Source organism: Paenibacillus ottowii (genome assembly GCF_050516475.1).
GTDB classification, from domain to species: domain Bacteria; phylum Bacillota; class Bacilli; order Paenibacillales; family Paenibacillaceae; genus Paenibacillus; species Paenibacillus ottowii.
Window position 1 is genome coordinate 4,515,167 of sequence record NZ_CP191577.1, and the last position, 14,900, is coordinate 4,530,066.

General features: G+C 48.0%; 11 protein-coding genes. All 11 read right to left on the bottom strand.

Translation table 11 applies throughout. The features are described from left to right. Positions 1 to 14: 14 nt before the first annotated feature. Positions 15 to 263, bottom strand: coding sequence for a hypothetical protein (locus ACQQ6X_RS21105; protein WP_305166902.1), 249 nt, complete (start codon positions 261 to 263; stop codon positions 15 to 17). 221 nt (positions 264 to 484) lie between these two features. Continuing rightward, complete coding sequence (locus tag ACQQ6X_RS21110; RefSeq protein WP_149034340.1) at positions 485 to 1,831, bottom strand: GH1 family beta-glucosidase; 1,347 nt, start codon at positions 1,829 to 1,831, stop codon at positions 485 to 487. Continuing rightward, a complete protein-coding gene (locus tag ACQQ6X_RS21115; RefSeq protein WP_305166903.1) occupies positions 1,828 to 4,302 on the bottom strand; it encodes a glycoside hydrolase family 95 protein in 2,475 nt (824 codons plus the stop codon). The genes ACQQ6X_RS21110 and ACQQ6X_RS21115 overlap by 4 nt, the downstream gene beginning before the upstream one ends. A 107-nt stretch (positions 4,303 to 4,409) precedes the next feature. Beyond that, positions 4,410 to 6,104 (bottom strand): ABC transporter substrate-binding protein, encoded by a 1,695-nt coding sequence (locus ACQQ6X_RS21120; RefSeq protein ID WP_305166904.1) that lies wholly within the window; start codon positions 6,102 to 6,104, stop codon positions 4,410 to 4,412. A gap of 62 nt (positions 6,105 to 6,166) precedes the next feature. Next, on the bottom strand, positions 6,167 to 7,069 hold the full coding sequence (locus tag ACQQ6X_RS21125; RefSeq protein ID WP_305166905.1) for a carbohydrate ABC transporter permease: 903 nt from the start codon (positions 7,067 to 7,069) through the stop codon (positions 6,167 to 6,169). Positions 7,070 to 7,084: 15 nt separating this feature from the next. After that, positions 7,085 to 8,098 (bottom strand): ABC transporter permease, encoded by a 1,014-nt coding sequence (locus ACQQ6X_RS21130; protein ID WP_305166906.1) that lies wholly within the window; start codon positions 8,096 to 8,098, stop codon positions 7,085 to 7,087. Between the two features lie 261 nt (positions 8,099 to 8,359). Next, a complete protein-coding gene (locus ACQQ6X_RS21135; RefSeq protein WP_305166907.1) occupies positions 8,360 to 8,776 on the bottom strand; it encodes a cupredoxin domain-containing protein in 417 nt (138 codons plus the stop codon). A gap of 148 nt (positions 8,777 to 8,924) precedes the next feature. Further along, positions 8,925 to 10,724, bottom strand: a complete 1,800-nt coding sequence (gene cydC / locus ACQQ6X_RS21140) for a thiol reductant ABC exporter subunit CydC (protein ID WP_305166908.1) — start codon at positions 10,722 to 10,724, stop codon at positions 8,925 to 8,927. Further along, the gene (gene cydD / locus ACQQ6X_RS21145) at positions 10,705 to 12,465 is read right to left on the bottom strand and encodes a thiol reductant ABC exporter subunit CydD (protein WP_305166909.1); all 1,761 of its coding nucleotides are present in this window, start codon (positions 12,463 to 12,465) and stop codon (positions 10,705 to 10,707) included. Before cydD ends, cydC begins: the two co-directional genes overlap by 20 nt. Then, complete coding sequence (cydB, locus tag ACQQ6X_RS21150; RefSeq protein ID WP_305166910.1) at positions 12,465 to 13,478, bottom strand: cytochrome d ubiquinol oxidase subunit II; 1,014 nt, start codon at positions 13,476 to 13,478, stop codon at positions 12,465 to 12,467. Before cydB ends, cydD begins: the two co-directional genes overlap by 1 nt. Beyond that, positions 13,465 to 14,871 carry a cytochrome ubiquinol oxidase subunit I gene (locus tag ACQQ6X_RS21155; protein ID WP_305166911.1) on the bottom strand — a complete coding sequence of 469 codons (1,407 nt, stop codon included), beginning with the start codon at positions 14,869 to 14,871 and terminating at the stop codon, positions 13,465 to 13,467. Before ACQQ6X_RS21155 ends, cydB begins: the two co-directional genes overlap by 14 nt. Positions 14,872 to 14,900 lie beyond the last annotated feature (29 nt).

Consider the following 14,900-nt stretch of genomic DNA (forward strand, 5'->3'; position numbering starts at 1 on the left):
GCATTGTCAATGTATTAACGATGTCCGTTTTCTTGGTCTTCCTTCTTGCGGGCTATGACAAATGATTTCCCAATTAGAAAAATAAAAATTCCGGCAGCAAAGGCGCCAATGCCTGTCATTAGATAGATATTACGATCAGTTAAATTTCCTATATCAAGCAAAATAAGAATAATACCTGCAATACAAGCGATCAAAGAAATAACAGATACCGTGCGGCTCATTTGGTTATCCCTTGATCCTGATTTCCTAAAATTCAAAGCCATACCCTCCACTCCCTCTAGTTAAAATGGTTTAAAAATTGCCCTCGCCAGGTATTTTTTTTCAGTATGCACATTTTTTATTTTTTTATTCCTGCTGGTCTCCACATACTAGAATTATCTATAATTCATCTTGGCTATTATTACCCCAGAGGGCCTCCTATTTAAACAAACGGGAGCAGAGGCAGGCTTAAATCTGCTCTATTTTCATAACATTTTTCTTCGTTTTAACGTCTAGTTTCCAACCAGTTATTACTTACTACATTTCGATACCAATAGTAACTTTCCTTTGGAGTGCGGACCTGTGTGCGAAAATCGACATGAATCATGCCAAATCTCATATTATATCCCTCTGCCCACTCAAAATTGTCCATAAGTGACCATGCCATATAGCCTTTAACATGAAGGCCATCATGAATTGCCCGGTGCACCTGCACCAAATGCTGTTGCATATAGGAAATCCGACGGTCATCCTGCACCTTGCCGTTTACGACCTCATCATTGATACAAGCCCCGTTCTCGGTGATGTAAATATCGATATTCCCGTATTTTTGCAAATAATGCAGTACCTCATACAGTCCACGCGACTCGACCGGCCAGCCGATATCTGTTACAGGTAGTCCCATATTGATTTCTTCGGATTGAAGAAATCCTGCTTTCGGATTAAAGCGATTAACCGACATACTATAATAATTGATACCGATCATATCAATAGGCTCACCGATGATGTCCATATCCCCATCCTGAATAGGCACAGTAGCTCCCTGCTCCGCAAACCAGTCTACCAAAAACTGAGGATACGAGCCTTTATAAATAGGCTGAAGAAACCAGTCACTGTGCAGAGAAATCGTGCGTGCACAAGCCGCTTTATCCTCCTCCGAGGTGCTGTAAGGAACAGCCCAGGAGACATTGGGAGCGATCCCGATCTGGCCACTGGTACCTAGCTCTCGGAATCGGCGTACAGATAGACCATGCGCAACCAGCAGATGATGTCCTACATCAATGGCTGTCTGGAGATTCGTCAGACCCGGAGCATGAACCCCTAACATATTGGATAAAAAGGCGATGCACCAAGGTTCATTGAATGTGAGCCAATGGTGTATCTTACCGTCAAACTCACGGAACATCGTTTCCGCAAACTGGACAAATGCCTGAATCGTACGGCGATTTCCCCACCCTCCAACATCCTGTAGCGCCTGAGGCAGATCCCAGTGATACAGTGTGCAAAACGGTTCTATCCCGTTGTCGTTCAACAAATCAACAACGCGATGATAATAGTTCAACCCTTCTTGGTTGACTTCACCGTCACCATTCGGGAATATACGCGGCCAGGACACCGAGAACCGATATGTACGAATGCCCAGTTCCTTCATGAGGCGGATATCTTCCTCGTAGCGATGATAGCTATCACAAGCTACATTGCCGTTATCCCCGTTAAAAACTTTACCAGGCGTATGGGCAAAGGTATCCCAGATCGACAGGCCTCTCCCATCCTCCTGATAGGCTCCCTCGATCTGGTAGGCAGCTGTTGCGGTACCCCACATAAAGTCCTGCGGAAATTGAAAAATAGTCATTGTCTCTCTTCCTCTCCCTCAATTATAATCGTATATTGTTTTGCTTTTTCCTGCCTTTTGGTAAAAATCCATGACAAAATAAATCCTCCGTGCTTGGGGTCAGGCTGAGCCTGACGAGTATCAGCGTGAAACGGATATGCACTGCGAATGGTGAAGCTTCCTGTCTGGACGGAGGCGGTTAGTTCCGCACGGACCAGCCGCGAGCTGGACCACTCCAGACTGACCGTGACCCCGCCACGTCCCTTCAAACCGCTGACCCGTCCCTCCGACCATGCCGATGGCAGGGCAGGCAATAGTGTCAGCTCTCCCGGGCGGCTTTGCAGCAGCATTTCTGCGATGCCTGCCGTCGCACCAAAATTACCGTCGATCTGAAAAGGTGGGTGAGCGTCGAATAAATTAGGGTAAGTCGATCGCGACAACAACGTGCGAACATACCGATGGGCAGCGTCGCCATCTTCCAGCCGGGCGTACAGGTTAATCAACCAAGCACAGCTCCATCCCGTATGCCCGCCACCATGATCAAGTCGTCGACTTAGTGATATGCGGGCCGCCTCAGCCAGCTCCGGTGTATCACGGATATGGATCTGTCGGCCGGGATAAACCCCGTAAAGATGCGAAACATGTCGATGCCCAGGCTCCGCTTCCTCAAAATCGACCAACCATTCCTGTAACTGACCGTGGCGGCCGATTTGATAGGGCATTAATCGTTCCCGTGTCTCCTCGCAGCGTTTGCGAAATTCATCGTCTAATTCCAGCAGATCGGCGGCCTGAATACAGTTGCTCAATAGCTCCCGAATTAGCGTCATGTCCATCGTGGAACCCATCGATATACTGCAATCCTCGCCTTCGGGCGTGTTGAATTTATTTTCAGGTGATGTGGATGGAGACGTTACGAGCCGACCATCCGGCCCCTCCACGAGCCAGTCCAGGCAAAAGGCTGCCGCCCCCTTCATAAGCGGATAAGCCTGTTCTGCCAAATAGGTTGTATCCAAGGTGAACAGATAACGCTCCCATAGGTGAGCAGTCAGCCATACACCCCCAAGTGGCCAAAATGCCCAACTGGCATGGCCACCCGACGGTCCGGCGTATCTCCATACATCTATATTGTGGTGAACTGTCCATCCTTGAGCCCCATAATTGATGGAAGCGACCCTGCGCCCCGTACGGCTGACTTCTCCAATCATGTGCAGTAACGGCTCATGGCACTCGGCAAGATTACACACCTCTGCGGGCCAATAGTTCATCTGTGTATTAATATTGGTTGTATAGTTACTGTTCCAAGGCGGCTGTACCCGGTCATTCCAGATGCCCTGCAGATTGGCGGGCTGACTGCCTGGACGCGAACTGCCCACAAGCAAATAGCGTCCATACTGAAACAACAGCACTTCCAGCCCAAGGTCTGCCTGACCTTTCTGGTAACGTTCTAACCGCAGATCGGTCGGTAGAGCGGACTCGTCAGCTTGCGTGTCACCCCCCAGTTCCAATGCAACACGGTCAAACAGCTTCCGGTGATCCTGCTCATGGCGTTGCCGCACTTGCTCACTTCCCAGCAAAATCGCTTCGTCAAGAATGACTTTGCATGCTTCTACTGACTCCGTTGCATCACTATTCGGCATAGCATGAAATCCCCGAAATCCGGTAGCTGCTGCCAAATACACCGTGACTTTATCCGCGCCCGAGATGATCAACGCTCCGTCATTACCCGACGTTAAGGTTCCTCCCTCGGGAATAACCCTCGCCTGAACGGCAAAAGCCATTCCCAAACCATTTTCGTAAACGACAGCCTGTGGATGATCGCCGTGATAATTTGATTCCACATGACTGGGCGCTCGTCCAGTCAACGTAATAAAGTCCCTGGTCGGTTCCTCGGATGGATCGTCATCGCTAGCCCATTTGGAGGAATCAGCAAAATGCACATCCTCTCCAGCTTCATCTTCACAAGGATGGGGTGTGGTCATGCGCACAGATGCATGGATTTTCCCGACCTCATTCGCAGTCAGCGACACCATAAGGACTCCATCAGGTGCACTGGCGATAACTTTGCGGGTAAAGCGGACTCCATCACTCTGAAAAGTGACCGCTGCCGTCCCCGTCTGCATATCCAGTTCCCGTTCATAATGCGCAATCTCCCCCAGGTTCTCCTGCGTAATCCACAAGTCACCCAAAGGCTGATAGGCTTCCGTATCGCGGCCCAGCATGTTTGTAGTAATCAGTTGCTCCGCTTCCTTGTATTTTCCATCTGCAATCAGCTTTCTGGCAGGCTGCAGATATCGCAATGCATCATACTGAACGCCATCTCTTGGAAATCCGGACCAGAGCGTATCTTCGTTTAATTGCAAATGCTCCTCCCTGATTCCGCCAAATACCATAGCTCCCAGCCTTCCATTGCCGACTGGCAATGCTTCCTCCCATATCTCAGCAGGCTGGCGATACCATAACCGCAGGGACTGTGGCCTTTCGCCCTTCGTCACGTCAAACCCTCCCTCAAATGAGGTCAGACAAAGTGCTGCTCCCAAAATTGCCTATGACGCATGCGCTCTGTCACTCCGAGATTTCAAAGTTTGGATAAATGGACTTACTATTTAGCAGCCTTCCCACTCCATAACTCTACTCTGTCCTTCACCAGTTGCGTGTATTGCTGTTCCATTTGAACAGCTCCGGCGGCATCCAGTTCTTTAATCATGTTGTCGTATACCGTATCAAAATTGGAAGCTGGTGCTAATATGGCTTCCGGTATCCGTTTGCGGATAATGTCTGTCGTTTTTTTGAATGTAACGTTATAGTTGGATTCATTGTCTGTCGTTATGTTATAGGCTGCGCCCCAAGGCTTCACATCAAATTCTTCTTTGCCTGGAAACAGTTCCTTCCACGTTTTTACGCCATATGCTTTAAGTGATTCTTTCTCCGGCTTCGAATAAGCCGCGATAATTTGTTCCGGGAATTTGGCAGTGTAGTAGTTCCCCGTAGGGTCTTTCACTCCGTCGCCATAGTGTCCGCTCATTAATGTGTACAAGTCTATTCCAGTGGATTTATTGAAGCTGGTTGTATTGTTCGTTTTTTGATCTAGCACATCGGCAGGAATGACGCGTTTGCCGTCTTTGATTTCATAATGCTTGCCCTCGATTCCCCAGTTCACTAGCACCTGTCCCTCATCGGAAGCTAAATAATCCAGGAATTTAATAGCCCGCACCGGGTCCTTGCAACTTTCCGTAATCCCTACACCATAACCGGACGCAAAGCCTGTATCCTGAAAGGAATGATCCTTATATTCCTCCGAAAGTGTAACTGGAAAATGCGCGTAGCTGGCATCAGCCTTACCTGACGCTTTTAATGCATTTTCGGCATCCTGATAACCCCACTCCTGGTCGATCAGACCGAGGACACGACCGCTGGCAATTTTGGATTTGTATTGGTCGCTTTTTTGCACAAACGAATCTTTATCAAGCAGCCCTTCATTGTACATGTGGTTCAACCAACGGAAATATTCCTTTTCTTCCGGACGTTTGTAATGAAGCTTGGCTTCAAACGTTTTGGGATCAATAAAATACTCACCATCATCCGGCGCTCCCGTCGTCTGGAAAGCAGGGTTCGTTACCGTAATCATAATTCTCCAGTCATCTGCATCCAGCGTGAGCGGGATTGTCTTTTTGCCATTGATTGTTGGATGCTTGGCTGTATAGGTTTTGAGTGCGTTTTCAAAATCCTGTAAGGTTCTTACCTTGGGATAACCCAGCTCCTTGAGCACCTTATGCTGAATTTCAAATCCTCCCGTCGCGTCAAAACTCTCCTGCCCCACTCCTGCATACGTAGGAATAACATAGATGGCTTGATCTTTATTGCTGTACTTCAGCCGATCCATATAGGGGCCGTAGAGCTTTTTGAGATTGGGTGCGTGATCGTTGATCAGATCAGTCAGATCAATCATCGCTCCCGCATCCACAAGCTTGTTAATATTTGCTTTAGGAGAGACCAGGTCTGGGTATTCACCACTTGCTGCCATCAAAGCAATTCGGTCATCTCCACCTCCGCCGCTGACATCAAATTCCGCGTTCAAGGTTACACCTGTTTTCTTGGTGATTTCCTTGCCTATTTCATCCTTCATTCCATTCCATTGCGGGCTTGTATCTGCTCCGAAAAAGCTAAACGTAATCGGATCTGTGCTGCTGGATGAGCCTTCCTTCGCTGCTTTATCGCTTCCACCGCATCCTGCGAGTGTGGCAAGTGACACGGCGAGCAAGGGGATTAGTGCAAATCTGGACCAGTGTTTTTTCATGTTCAGGACCTCCTGCGTTTGTAGGATTTTACCGTTGAAGATTGAGTGTTACGATTGGATGGTTATGATTTAACAGCTCCCAGTGTCATACCGCCTACAAAATACTTTTGCAGGAACGGATATACGAGCAAAATGGGAAGCGTAACGGTAATCGTGATCGCCATTTTAATCGACTCTGGCGAAATTTGAGCCATTTGCTTGGCCATATCATTGCTATTCGCCATATTAGCACCGCCTTGCTGGGTACTTTGCAGTATCTTCATCAGCTCAAATTGCAGCGTTGTCCATTGTGCGGCTGTTCCGTTGTACAAATACGTATCAAACCATGCGTTCCATTGATTTACCGCCAAGAACAGAGCAATGGTCGCCAGCACAGGCTTGCACAGCGGTAAAATAATTTTTAAATATATCGTAAAGTCATTGGCTCCATCCAGCTTGGCAGACTCCTGTAACGCATACGGCAACCCGTCCATAAAGGAGCGAATGACAAAAACGTTAAACGCGCTGATCAGCCCCGGAAAAATATACACCCAGAATGAGCCCAGCAAATGCAAATCACGCATCAAAATAAACACAGGCACCATCCCGCCGGAAAAATACATCGTTAAGGCTAGAAAAGTGGATATGAACTTGCGTGCGCGGAAATCGACCCGACTGAGTGTAAATGCAAGCATTGAAGCACAGATAAGTCCCAGTACCGTTCCAACCACTGTACGTAAAATCGAGATCTGCAGACCCTGAAGAAGGCCATCGTATTGGAAAATCGTTTTGTAATTTTCAAGTGTAAACTGGCGAGGCCATATATAAATACCGCCGCGAACCGTGTCCGTCGAATTGTTCAGGGAAATCGCTAGTACGTTTAGAAACGGATACAGCGTCAACACCACGATCAGAGCCATGAGGATATAGTTGAACAGGTCAAACAGCTTTTCAGACCGTGTAGCATTAAATGCCTTATTCGTCATTTCGCTTCTCCCTCCCTACATGATGCTTTCTTTGGTCAGTTTTTTGAATATACCGTTCGCTGTAAACAACAACAGAATGCTAACCAGTGAGTTGAAAATCCCTATTGCCGTCCCGTAAGAGAAGCGACCCAAATTAATCCCGTAATTCAGTGCATACAAATCCAGCACTTCCGAATAATCGGTTACCAGACTGTTGCCAAGCAAGAACTGCTTTTCAAAACCATTGCTGACCAGATGTCCAATCGCCATAATAAACAGAATGGCAATGGTCGAACGAATACCTGGCAGCGTAATATGCCACATCTGTCTCCAGCGACTGGCCCCATCTACCCGCGAAGCTTCATACTGTTCTTGGTCAATTCCGGTGATGGCGGCTAAATAAATAATCGTATTCCAGCCTGTCTCTTTCCAAATGTCGGAAGCGGTTACAATGTACCAGAACCAGTTGCCTTTGGCCATGAACTGAATCGGCTCATCCACAATATGAAGCGCTACCAATATATCGTTAACAACCCCTCCGTCAATGGACAGCATTTTCGTCACCAGTCCGGCCACCACTACCCAGGATACAAAATGCGGAAGGTAGGATACTGTCTGCACAACTCGTTTGAACAGCATACCGCGCAGCTCATTTAGCAGAATTGCAAAAAAGATCGGTACAACAAAACCAAAAACAATACCCATCAAGCTCATCGCCAGCGTATTACGTAAAACCAGATAAAAACGTTCATCCTGAAAAAGCTCAACAAAGTTGTCCAGCCCTACCCACTTTTGATTCCAAAACGATTTGGCTGGCTTATAGTTTTGAAACGCCATTGTCCAGCCCCACAGTGGAAAATAACTGAAAACAAACACCCATATGACGAAAGGAATAGACATAAAATAAAGATACTTCTGCTGCTTCACACTGTCCCACAAGCCTTTTCCACCGCGTTCAGGCTTCGATCCGCGAGCCTTACGCGGTCTTCCCCGATTGGATTCAGGAATCACAGCATCAGTACTGGAAGCGGTTTCAGTTGAAGATCCCATAACAAGCTCCTCCTCATCTCTAGATACTATTATCATACTTTGCTGGTTCAAAAGCGGGTACCCGACGAATTAGGAGAAAAATCAGTTCAAAATTAGATATATGGGATGAAAAAAATTACATTTGTGCCACTACGCATGCGGATGGTGCTTCCCATCGCTGTTGCTTGTCCAGCACCATTCCGCCTGCTCCGTTCCCATGTAAATTCCCTGAGGGAAGAAAAAAAGCTTTCTAGCAGCAATGTGCCAGAAAGCTTTTTTGATTTATTTTACCGTGATCGTCCCGTAGTACATGTACATACCGCAATTGTACTCATATACCCCCGGTTTTAAATCTTTGACGGAATAATAGTTATTTTCGTGATCCAAGTAAACATCCATTCCGATCTTCAGCGACTGTACTTCATTAATGCAAGTAAAGGACGTCATTTTCTTAAAATTAATCTTGGCTGGAACGCCAGCTTTCACTTCAATATTTTTAGGATAGAAACCATCCCCTTTTACACCCACTGTAACGATCTCGTATTGGGTCTTGTCTGGCTCTTCCTGAGCTTGTTTAGGTTGAGCGGCCGGAAACGATGACACACTCCCCTGAAAATAGAACAAGACAAACCCGCCCATGATCAGGGCTACAAAACCAATCAGCATCAAATGCCAATGTTTAGAGATGAGTGTTTTCATTCCTATCAGCCCCTCCAGTTGAAATCTACATGATATGTGACGCATCAACTCTAACAGTATATAAAAGTTAAACGAAATTTTAAATACCTTGTTTTAAAACTCCTAGCGGATAAATCATATTTATCCGACCTGGTGATTATCCCTATTTTTACAGACTCGGATGATCCAGCTTATACAGATGACGGTACCGGGCATGCTCACGCCAAAGCTCATCATGACTACCTCGCATGGGGATGGTGCCTTGTTCCATAAAGATCACCTCGTCCATATGCTTCATTCCTGTGAGATGATGAGTGATCCAGATCAATGTTTTGCCTTCCAGCACGCGAAATACCGTCTGCATAAGTTCATGCTCCGTCAGCGGGTCAAGCCCCACTGTCGGCTCATCTAGCAAAACAATCGGATGATTTTGCAGCAAAATCCGTGCCAGTGCAATGCGCTGTCTTTCTCCCCCGGAGAAGCGAAGTCCCGTCTCCTGCATTCTAGTATCGTAACCCTCCGGTAAAGAATCGATCAGGGCTCCAAGCCCTACCTGCTCCGTCACTGCACGAACCTCATCCAGCGTAGCGTCAGGGCGCCCTAAACGAATATTGTTCGCTACCGTCGTATCGAACAAATACGGTTGCTGGTTTAGCACCGCAAACAGACTGGAGTATGCTCCACCTGTAAATACGGGCACCCCTGCGACAGTGACGCTCCCTTCATCAGGCTGCAATGCTCCCTGAATCAGATTCAGCAGCGTAGACTTGCCCGCACCACTGCGGCCAAGCAATGCAACCTTGCCCCCCTGCGGTACGTGTAGAGAGATATTACGCACACTCCAATCCTGCGTTGCTGCATAACGGTAACTCACGTTATTCAGCAGTAGGTCGCCTCCGTGACTTAGGCGCTGAGCGGTAGCCTGTTTCTGTTCCTTGGTAGTGTCCGCCGCATCGTCTGCCGCTGGTTGTTCTGCATCTGTTCGTGCCGCAAATGCAGATGTATCCTTCTCGGAATCTTTTAAACGTTGAAGTGAATCCTTATACTCCGGCGCATGAACCAACGCTTCCCCAGCGCGAACGAAAGCATCCAGCAACGGAAAAGTTACTAGAGCAAAGGAAGCCAACCATGTGGCTTCAATACGGCCCTGTGCTACCAGCCCTCCAGCCCATACAGTCATAATCACAATTCCGCCGCCTACAAGGCATTGTGCGATCCAATGAGAACGCCACTCGTTCCGGCGAAGCGAATTTTCCAACATGGCAGCCCTCTTGTGCTGTTGTGTAAAGGCGCTAAGGAAATGCCCAGTCCGCCCGCTCAGCACCAGATCACTCATGCCGAACAGAGCATCCGTCAGTTCCTGATAGGCTTTACTTCGTTCCTGCTTGAACGCTCGCCGTTTGGCGAGTGAGGTCCATAGCCAGATAGCCGGGGCGATAAAAAGCAAAAATCCCCCATATAGCGCCATGAGCAAGGCAAATGTTCCGTCCAGCCAGCCAAGCGCCAAGATGCCTGCTGCATAGATCAGCAAAGCCGATAACGCAGGCAGGACCAGCTTCAAATAGATATTTTGAAGCTGCTCAATATCCTCCGCCAGCAACCCCAATAGATCCCCTGTACGAAATTTGCTGCGAATCATCAGCGCCTGCGGTTCCACTACCCGATACAGTCGTACTTGCATACGGGACACAAGGCGCAACGCAGCATCATGGCCTACCAAGCGTTCCAGGTACTGAATGACGGCTTTACTAAAACCAAACGTTCGCACAAGCACAATGGGCACATACACCATTAATATATTTTCAGGCTTTAAGGCCGAACGAGTAATCAGGTGGCCGGACGTAAAGAGCAGCGCGCCTGCACATCCAATGGACAGCGCACCCAAAAGAGCCGCTGCCAGAAAGGCCCAAAAATACTGTTTCAAATAAGGCAAAAACCAGCCTTGGCTATTATTGTCCGTTGCTCTCATATCGTCCGTCCCCTCCTTCCGACATTCCCGTCAGCAATCGATAATATTCTCCCTTTTGTGCAACCAGTTGCTGATGGGAACCTGCCTCTTCCAGACGACCTTGGTTCATCATCCAGACACAATCCATATCCGGCATCCAATGCAGTCTGTGGGTGGCGAGAAACATCCTTTTGTGTTTGAATACGGATAAAATAGTCTGTTTTAACTCCCATTCTGTCTCAATATCCAAATGTGCCGTCGGCTCATCCAATAATATGATCGGACGGTCACTGAGCAAAGCCCGCGCCAAGGCAATCCGCTGCGCCTGCCCTCCGCTCAATGTCCGGCCTGCTTCCCCAATAGGCTCATCTAATCCACCCGGAAGACCGTCCACCAGTTCACGTAGGCCAACGGCATCAATCGCCCACTCTACCTGCTGGTTGGACGCTTCCGGTTCATAAAAGCGAATATTATCAGCCAAAGTAGCGCTGAACAGATATGGATGCTGTGGAATATAGGCAATATGCCGCTGCCATTCAGCTTGGGTATCCGCAGATAATCGGCATCCATTCAGGATCAGCTCACCTGAAGTGGGGGCAGAAAAGCCGCCCAGCAAACTTAGCAATGTCGTTTTGCCTGCACCACTCGCCCCGACGATGCCGATCATGTTCATGTGCGGTTCCACACTTGCAGACACATGTTCAAGCCGGGCGGAACCGTCTTCATTAAGAAAACACACATCAGACAGCTTGAGGATATCCTGTCCCGTGATGTCTAATCCTTTATCATTAGCTGTCTGTGCATTCGGCTCTATCACTTCATCCTCTGCAACGAGAATGGAGCGTATCGCTTCCCACGCCTCCTTACCGTCCAATGAGGCGTGGTAGTCTGATCCCAACTGGCGTATAGGCATAAAATATTCCGGTGCTAGAATAAGCACCGCCAAGCCTGCCTCCAGACCCACGGATCCACTGATCAGGCGCAGACCCAGGCCTACCGCTACAAAAGCAACCGACAGCATACTGAAAAAATCGAGAGCAAATGAAGAAAGAAACGCAACCCGCAGCGTACGCATCGTGGCCATGCGATATTGGTCGCTGACCTTCCCCACGGTTTCCCCATGTGCCCGACTGCGTCCCAAAAACCTTAGTGTCTGGAGTCCACGCAACGAATCTGTGAAATGATGTGATAACAGTCGATAGGAACGCCACTGCTTGTCTGCCTGCTTGCGCGCCGCCAGGCCGAGCAAAATAAAGAAGCCCACCAGGATCGGCATCGTAATCGTTAAAATCACACCTGAGATCATGTCCAATGTGAAAACATACACAAGCACAAGTAGGGTCACAGCCATCATGTCTATCATACGGGGAATCGACAGTTCCAAATAATTGCGAAACCGATCTACACCATCTAGCGCTAGCGTCACCAACTTGCCGCTTCCTTCCTGCGCAGCAAAACCCGGACCCCGCTCGAGCAAACGCGCAAGCAGACGCTCCCGTAAGGAAGCGCCTGCTGCTTCGGCAAAACGACCAGCTGTCCGGCGTTGCAGCCAGATCGTCGTATGCCTCACTGCAAAAGCCGCGAAAAACAACGCCAGCGATGGCCAAGCCATTACCAACGGATTTTTATTAAACAAAATCGTTACAGCCTTTGCCAAAAAGATGGCTTGTGTAATTACAGCTGCTCCCTGGAGCAGCGAAAGGGCGGCCAGCAGCAGCATTACTGGCCGAATGCCCTTTAATTCAAACCAGGCTTTATCCATTAGTATTCCAGGTGATCCTTCTCACTGAGACGCTTATGGAAAACAAAATAGCTCCATGCCTGATAAGCCAACACAAAGGGTAAAAGCGTTGCTGCAACAATCGTCATATTTTTCAATGTGTAAGGACTGGAACTTGCATTATATATCGTCAAATCAAAAGCACTGTTGATCGAGCTCACCATAAATCTTGGGAACAAGCCAACGAATAACGAGACGAAGCTTAGCAAAATGATGGCACCTGTCATCCCGAAAGCCCATCCTTCACGGCGCTGCTTCAGGAAATACCATGTTAGCACATAGGCGGCAATTCCCACTGCCACCGCAACATACATAAAGGGACCACGACGTGCCAAGAAATCCGTTGCAAAATAAGTCCATACGACCATACCAGCAAGCAGAATCCCCAACACTGGAAGGAATTTGGACGCAATCACACGAGCACGATCCCTTACCTCACCAATCGTCCGCAGAGAAATGAACGTTAGTCCGTGCATAAGGCACATCCCAACCACTGTCAGTCCAACCCATACGGTGTATCCGTTGAATACATCCATAAATCCAGCTTTCAAATTCATGTTTTGCTGAATAGGTACGCCTTTTACCAAAGCCGCAAAGACCATACCAAACAGCATCGGCGGCAGGAAGCTGCCAATCAGGATGCAGGCATCCCACGTTCCTGTCCACCCTTTCCCTTCGGCCTTGCCACGGAACTCAAAGGAGACTCCTCGCAAGATCAAGCCTAGCAAAATAAACACAAATACCAGATAATATCCGCTAAACATCGTTGCATAAAAATGCGGGAAAGCGGCAAACATCGCACCTGCGGCTGTAATCAGCCACACTTCGTTGGCATCCCAAAATGGACCAATTGTATTGATCATCAAACGTTTTTGTTGGTCATTGCGCGGCACTAATCCAGTGGCCATTCCCACGCCAAAATCGAAGCCTTCTAGAAAAAAGAAGCCTGTAAACAGCACAGCGATCAATAAGAACCATAAATCATTTAACGTCAATGCTGTCACCCCCTTGAGCAAATGGATCATGAATTACCGTATGCTGATGCGGCTCCATATCTGGACCTTTACGAGCGGTACGAGCAAACAGGAATGCCAGTACCCCCGTTAAAATGAGATACAGCGATGTAAATGCAATCAGTGAGAACAGCACTTCTCCTGCTACAACGGTAGGTGAAACGGAATCTTTTGTTTGCAGCAAACCAAATACAGTCCACGGCTGGCGTCCCATTTCTGTCATGATCCAGCCCGCGGTATTTCCGATGAATGGGAGAGATATCCCCCACAGCATAAGACGGAAGAACCAACGATGGGAGCCCTCCAATTTTTGTCGAAAACTTAGGTAAGCCCCGTACAGAGCAAGTGCAATCATCGCACATCCCGCCGCAATCATAATGCGGAAGCTCCAGAAGGTCGTACGGACTGGTGGAATATAATTCCCCGGACCATAGGTTTTTACATACTCTGCTTGAAGTTCCTTCATACCAGGCACAGAGCCGGAAAACTTGCTATACGACAGAAAGCTCAGTGCAAACGGAACCTTAATCTCAAAGGTATTTTCCTGCTTATCAGGGTCAATATTTGCAATCACCGTCCAAGGCGCCGGATCGCCGCTGTCTCCCCACAGAGCTTCACTGGCAGCCATTTTCATGGGCTGTGTTTTGATCAAATATTGAGCCTGTCCATGACCAAACAAAGGAATAGCAATCGCACAGATTAATGCAACAATAATGCTTAATTTAAAAGAAGGTTTAAAAAAGTCCATGTTCTTCTTATGCATCAGCTTCCAGGCACTAATACCGGCTACGAGGAAAGCCCCGGTTGCAATGGCAGCAAATATGGTGTGAGGATACTCCCATAAAAGCTGTTCGTTCGTTAACAAGGCAGCGAAATCTTGCATTTCTGCACGTCCATTTACAACCCCATATCCTACAGGACGCTGCATGAAGGAATTGGCAGCCAGAATCCACAAAGCCGAGAGCATCGTACCGATCGCTACCAACCACATACAAATTAGATGGACGCTTTTCGATAATCTTTCCCAGCCGAATACCCATAGACCGATAAAGGTCGATTCCAGGAAAAATGCGAGTAATGCTTCAATGGCTAGCGGTGTACCAAATACATCACCGACAAAACGGGAAAAGTCCGACCAATTCATTCCGAACTGGAACTCCTGCAAAATCCCGGTGACTACCCCTAGCGCGAAATTAATCAGCAGAAATGTTCCCCAGAATTGAGCCATTTTTTTGTACAAGTCTTTTTTCTTGATAACATACATTGTCTCCATAATTGCCACTAACAACGACAATCCAATGGAGATCGGCACATAAACAAAATGAAGAATTGTAGTGGTTGCAAACTGCAACCGTGCCAAATCCAATACGTCCATGATACTGCTCCTCCCCCTGCACTTCTTCT

Excerpts from the sequence above, each read along its gene's own strand:
- ACQQ6X_RS21110 (WP_149034340.1), bottom strand. The coding sequence starts at position 1,831 with ATGACTATTTTTCAATTTCCGCAGGACTTTATGTGGGGTACCGCAACA.
- cydD (WP_305166909.1), bottom strand. The coding sequence starts at position 12,465 with ATGGATAAAGCCTGGTTTGAATTAAAGGGCATTCGGCCAGTAATGCTG.
- ACQQ6X_RS21130 (WP_305166906.1), bottom strand. The coding sequence starts at position 8,098 with ATGGGATCTTCAACTGAAACCGCTTCCAGTACTGATGCTGTGATTCCT.
- cydC (WP_305166908.1), bottom strand. The coding sequence starts at position 10,724 with ATGAGAGCAACGGACAATAATAGCCAAGGCTGGTTTTTGCCTTATTTG.
- ACQQ6X_RS21155 (WP_305166911.1), bottom strand. The coding sequence starts at position 14,871 with ATGGACGTATTGGATTTGGCACGGTTGCAGTTTGCAACCACTACAATT.
- ACQQ6X_RS21135 (WP_305166907.1), bottom strand. The coding sequence starts at position 8,776 with ATGAAAACACTCATCTCTAAACATTGGCATTTGATGCTGATTGGTTTT.
- ACQQ6X_RS21125 (WP_305166905.1), bottom strand. The coding sequence starts at position 7,069 with ATGACGAATAAGGCATTTAATGCTACACGGTCTGAAAAGCTGTTTGAC.
- ACQQ6X_RS21120 (WP_305166904.1), bottom strand. The coding sequence starts at position 6,104 with ATGAAAAAACACTGGTCCAGATTTGCACTAATCCCCTTGCTCGCCGTG.
- ACQQ6X_RS21105 (WP_305166902.1), bottom strand. The coding sequence starts at position 263 with ATGGCTTTGAATTTTAGGAAATCAGGATCAAGGGATAACCAAATGAGC.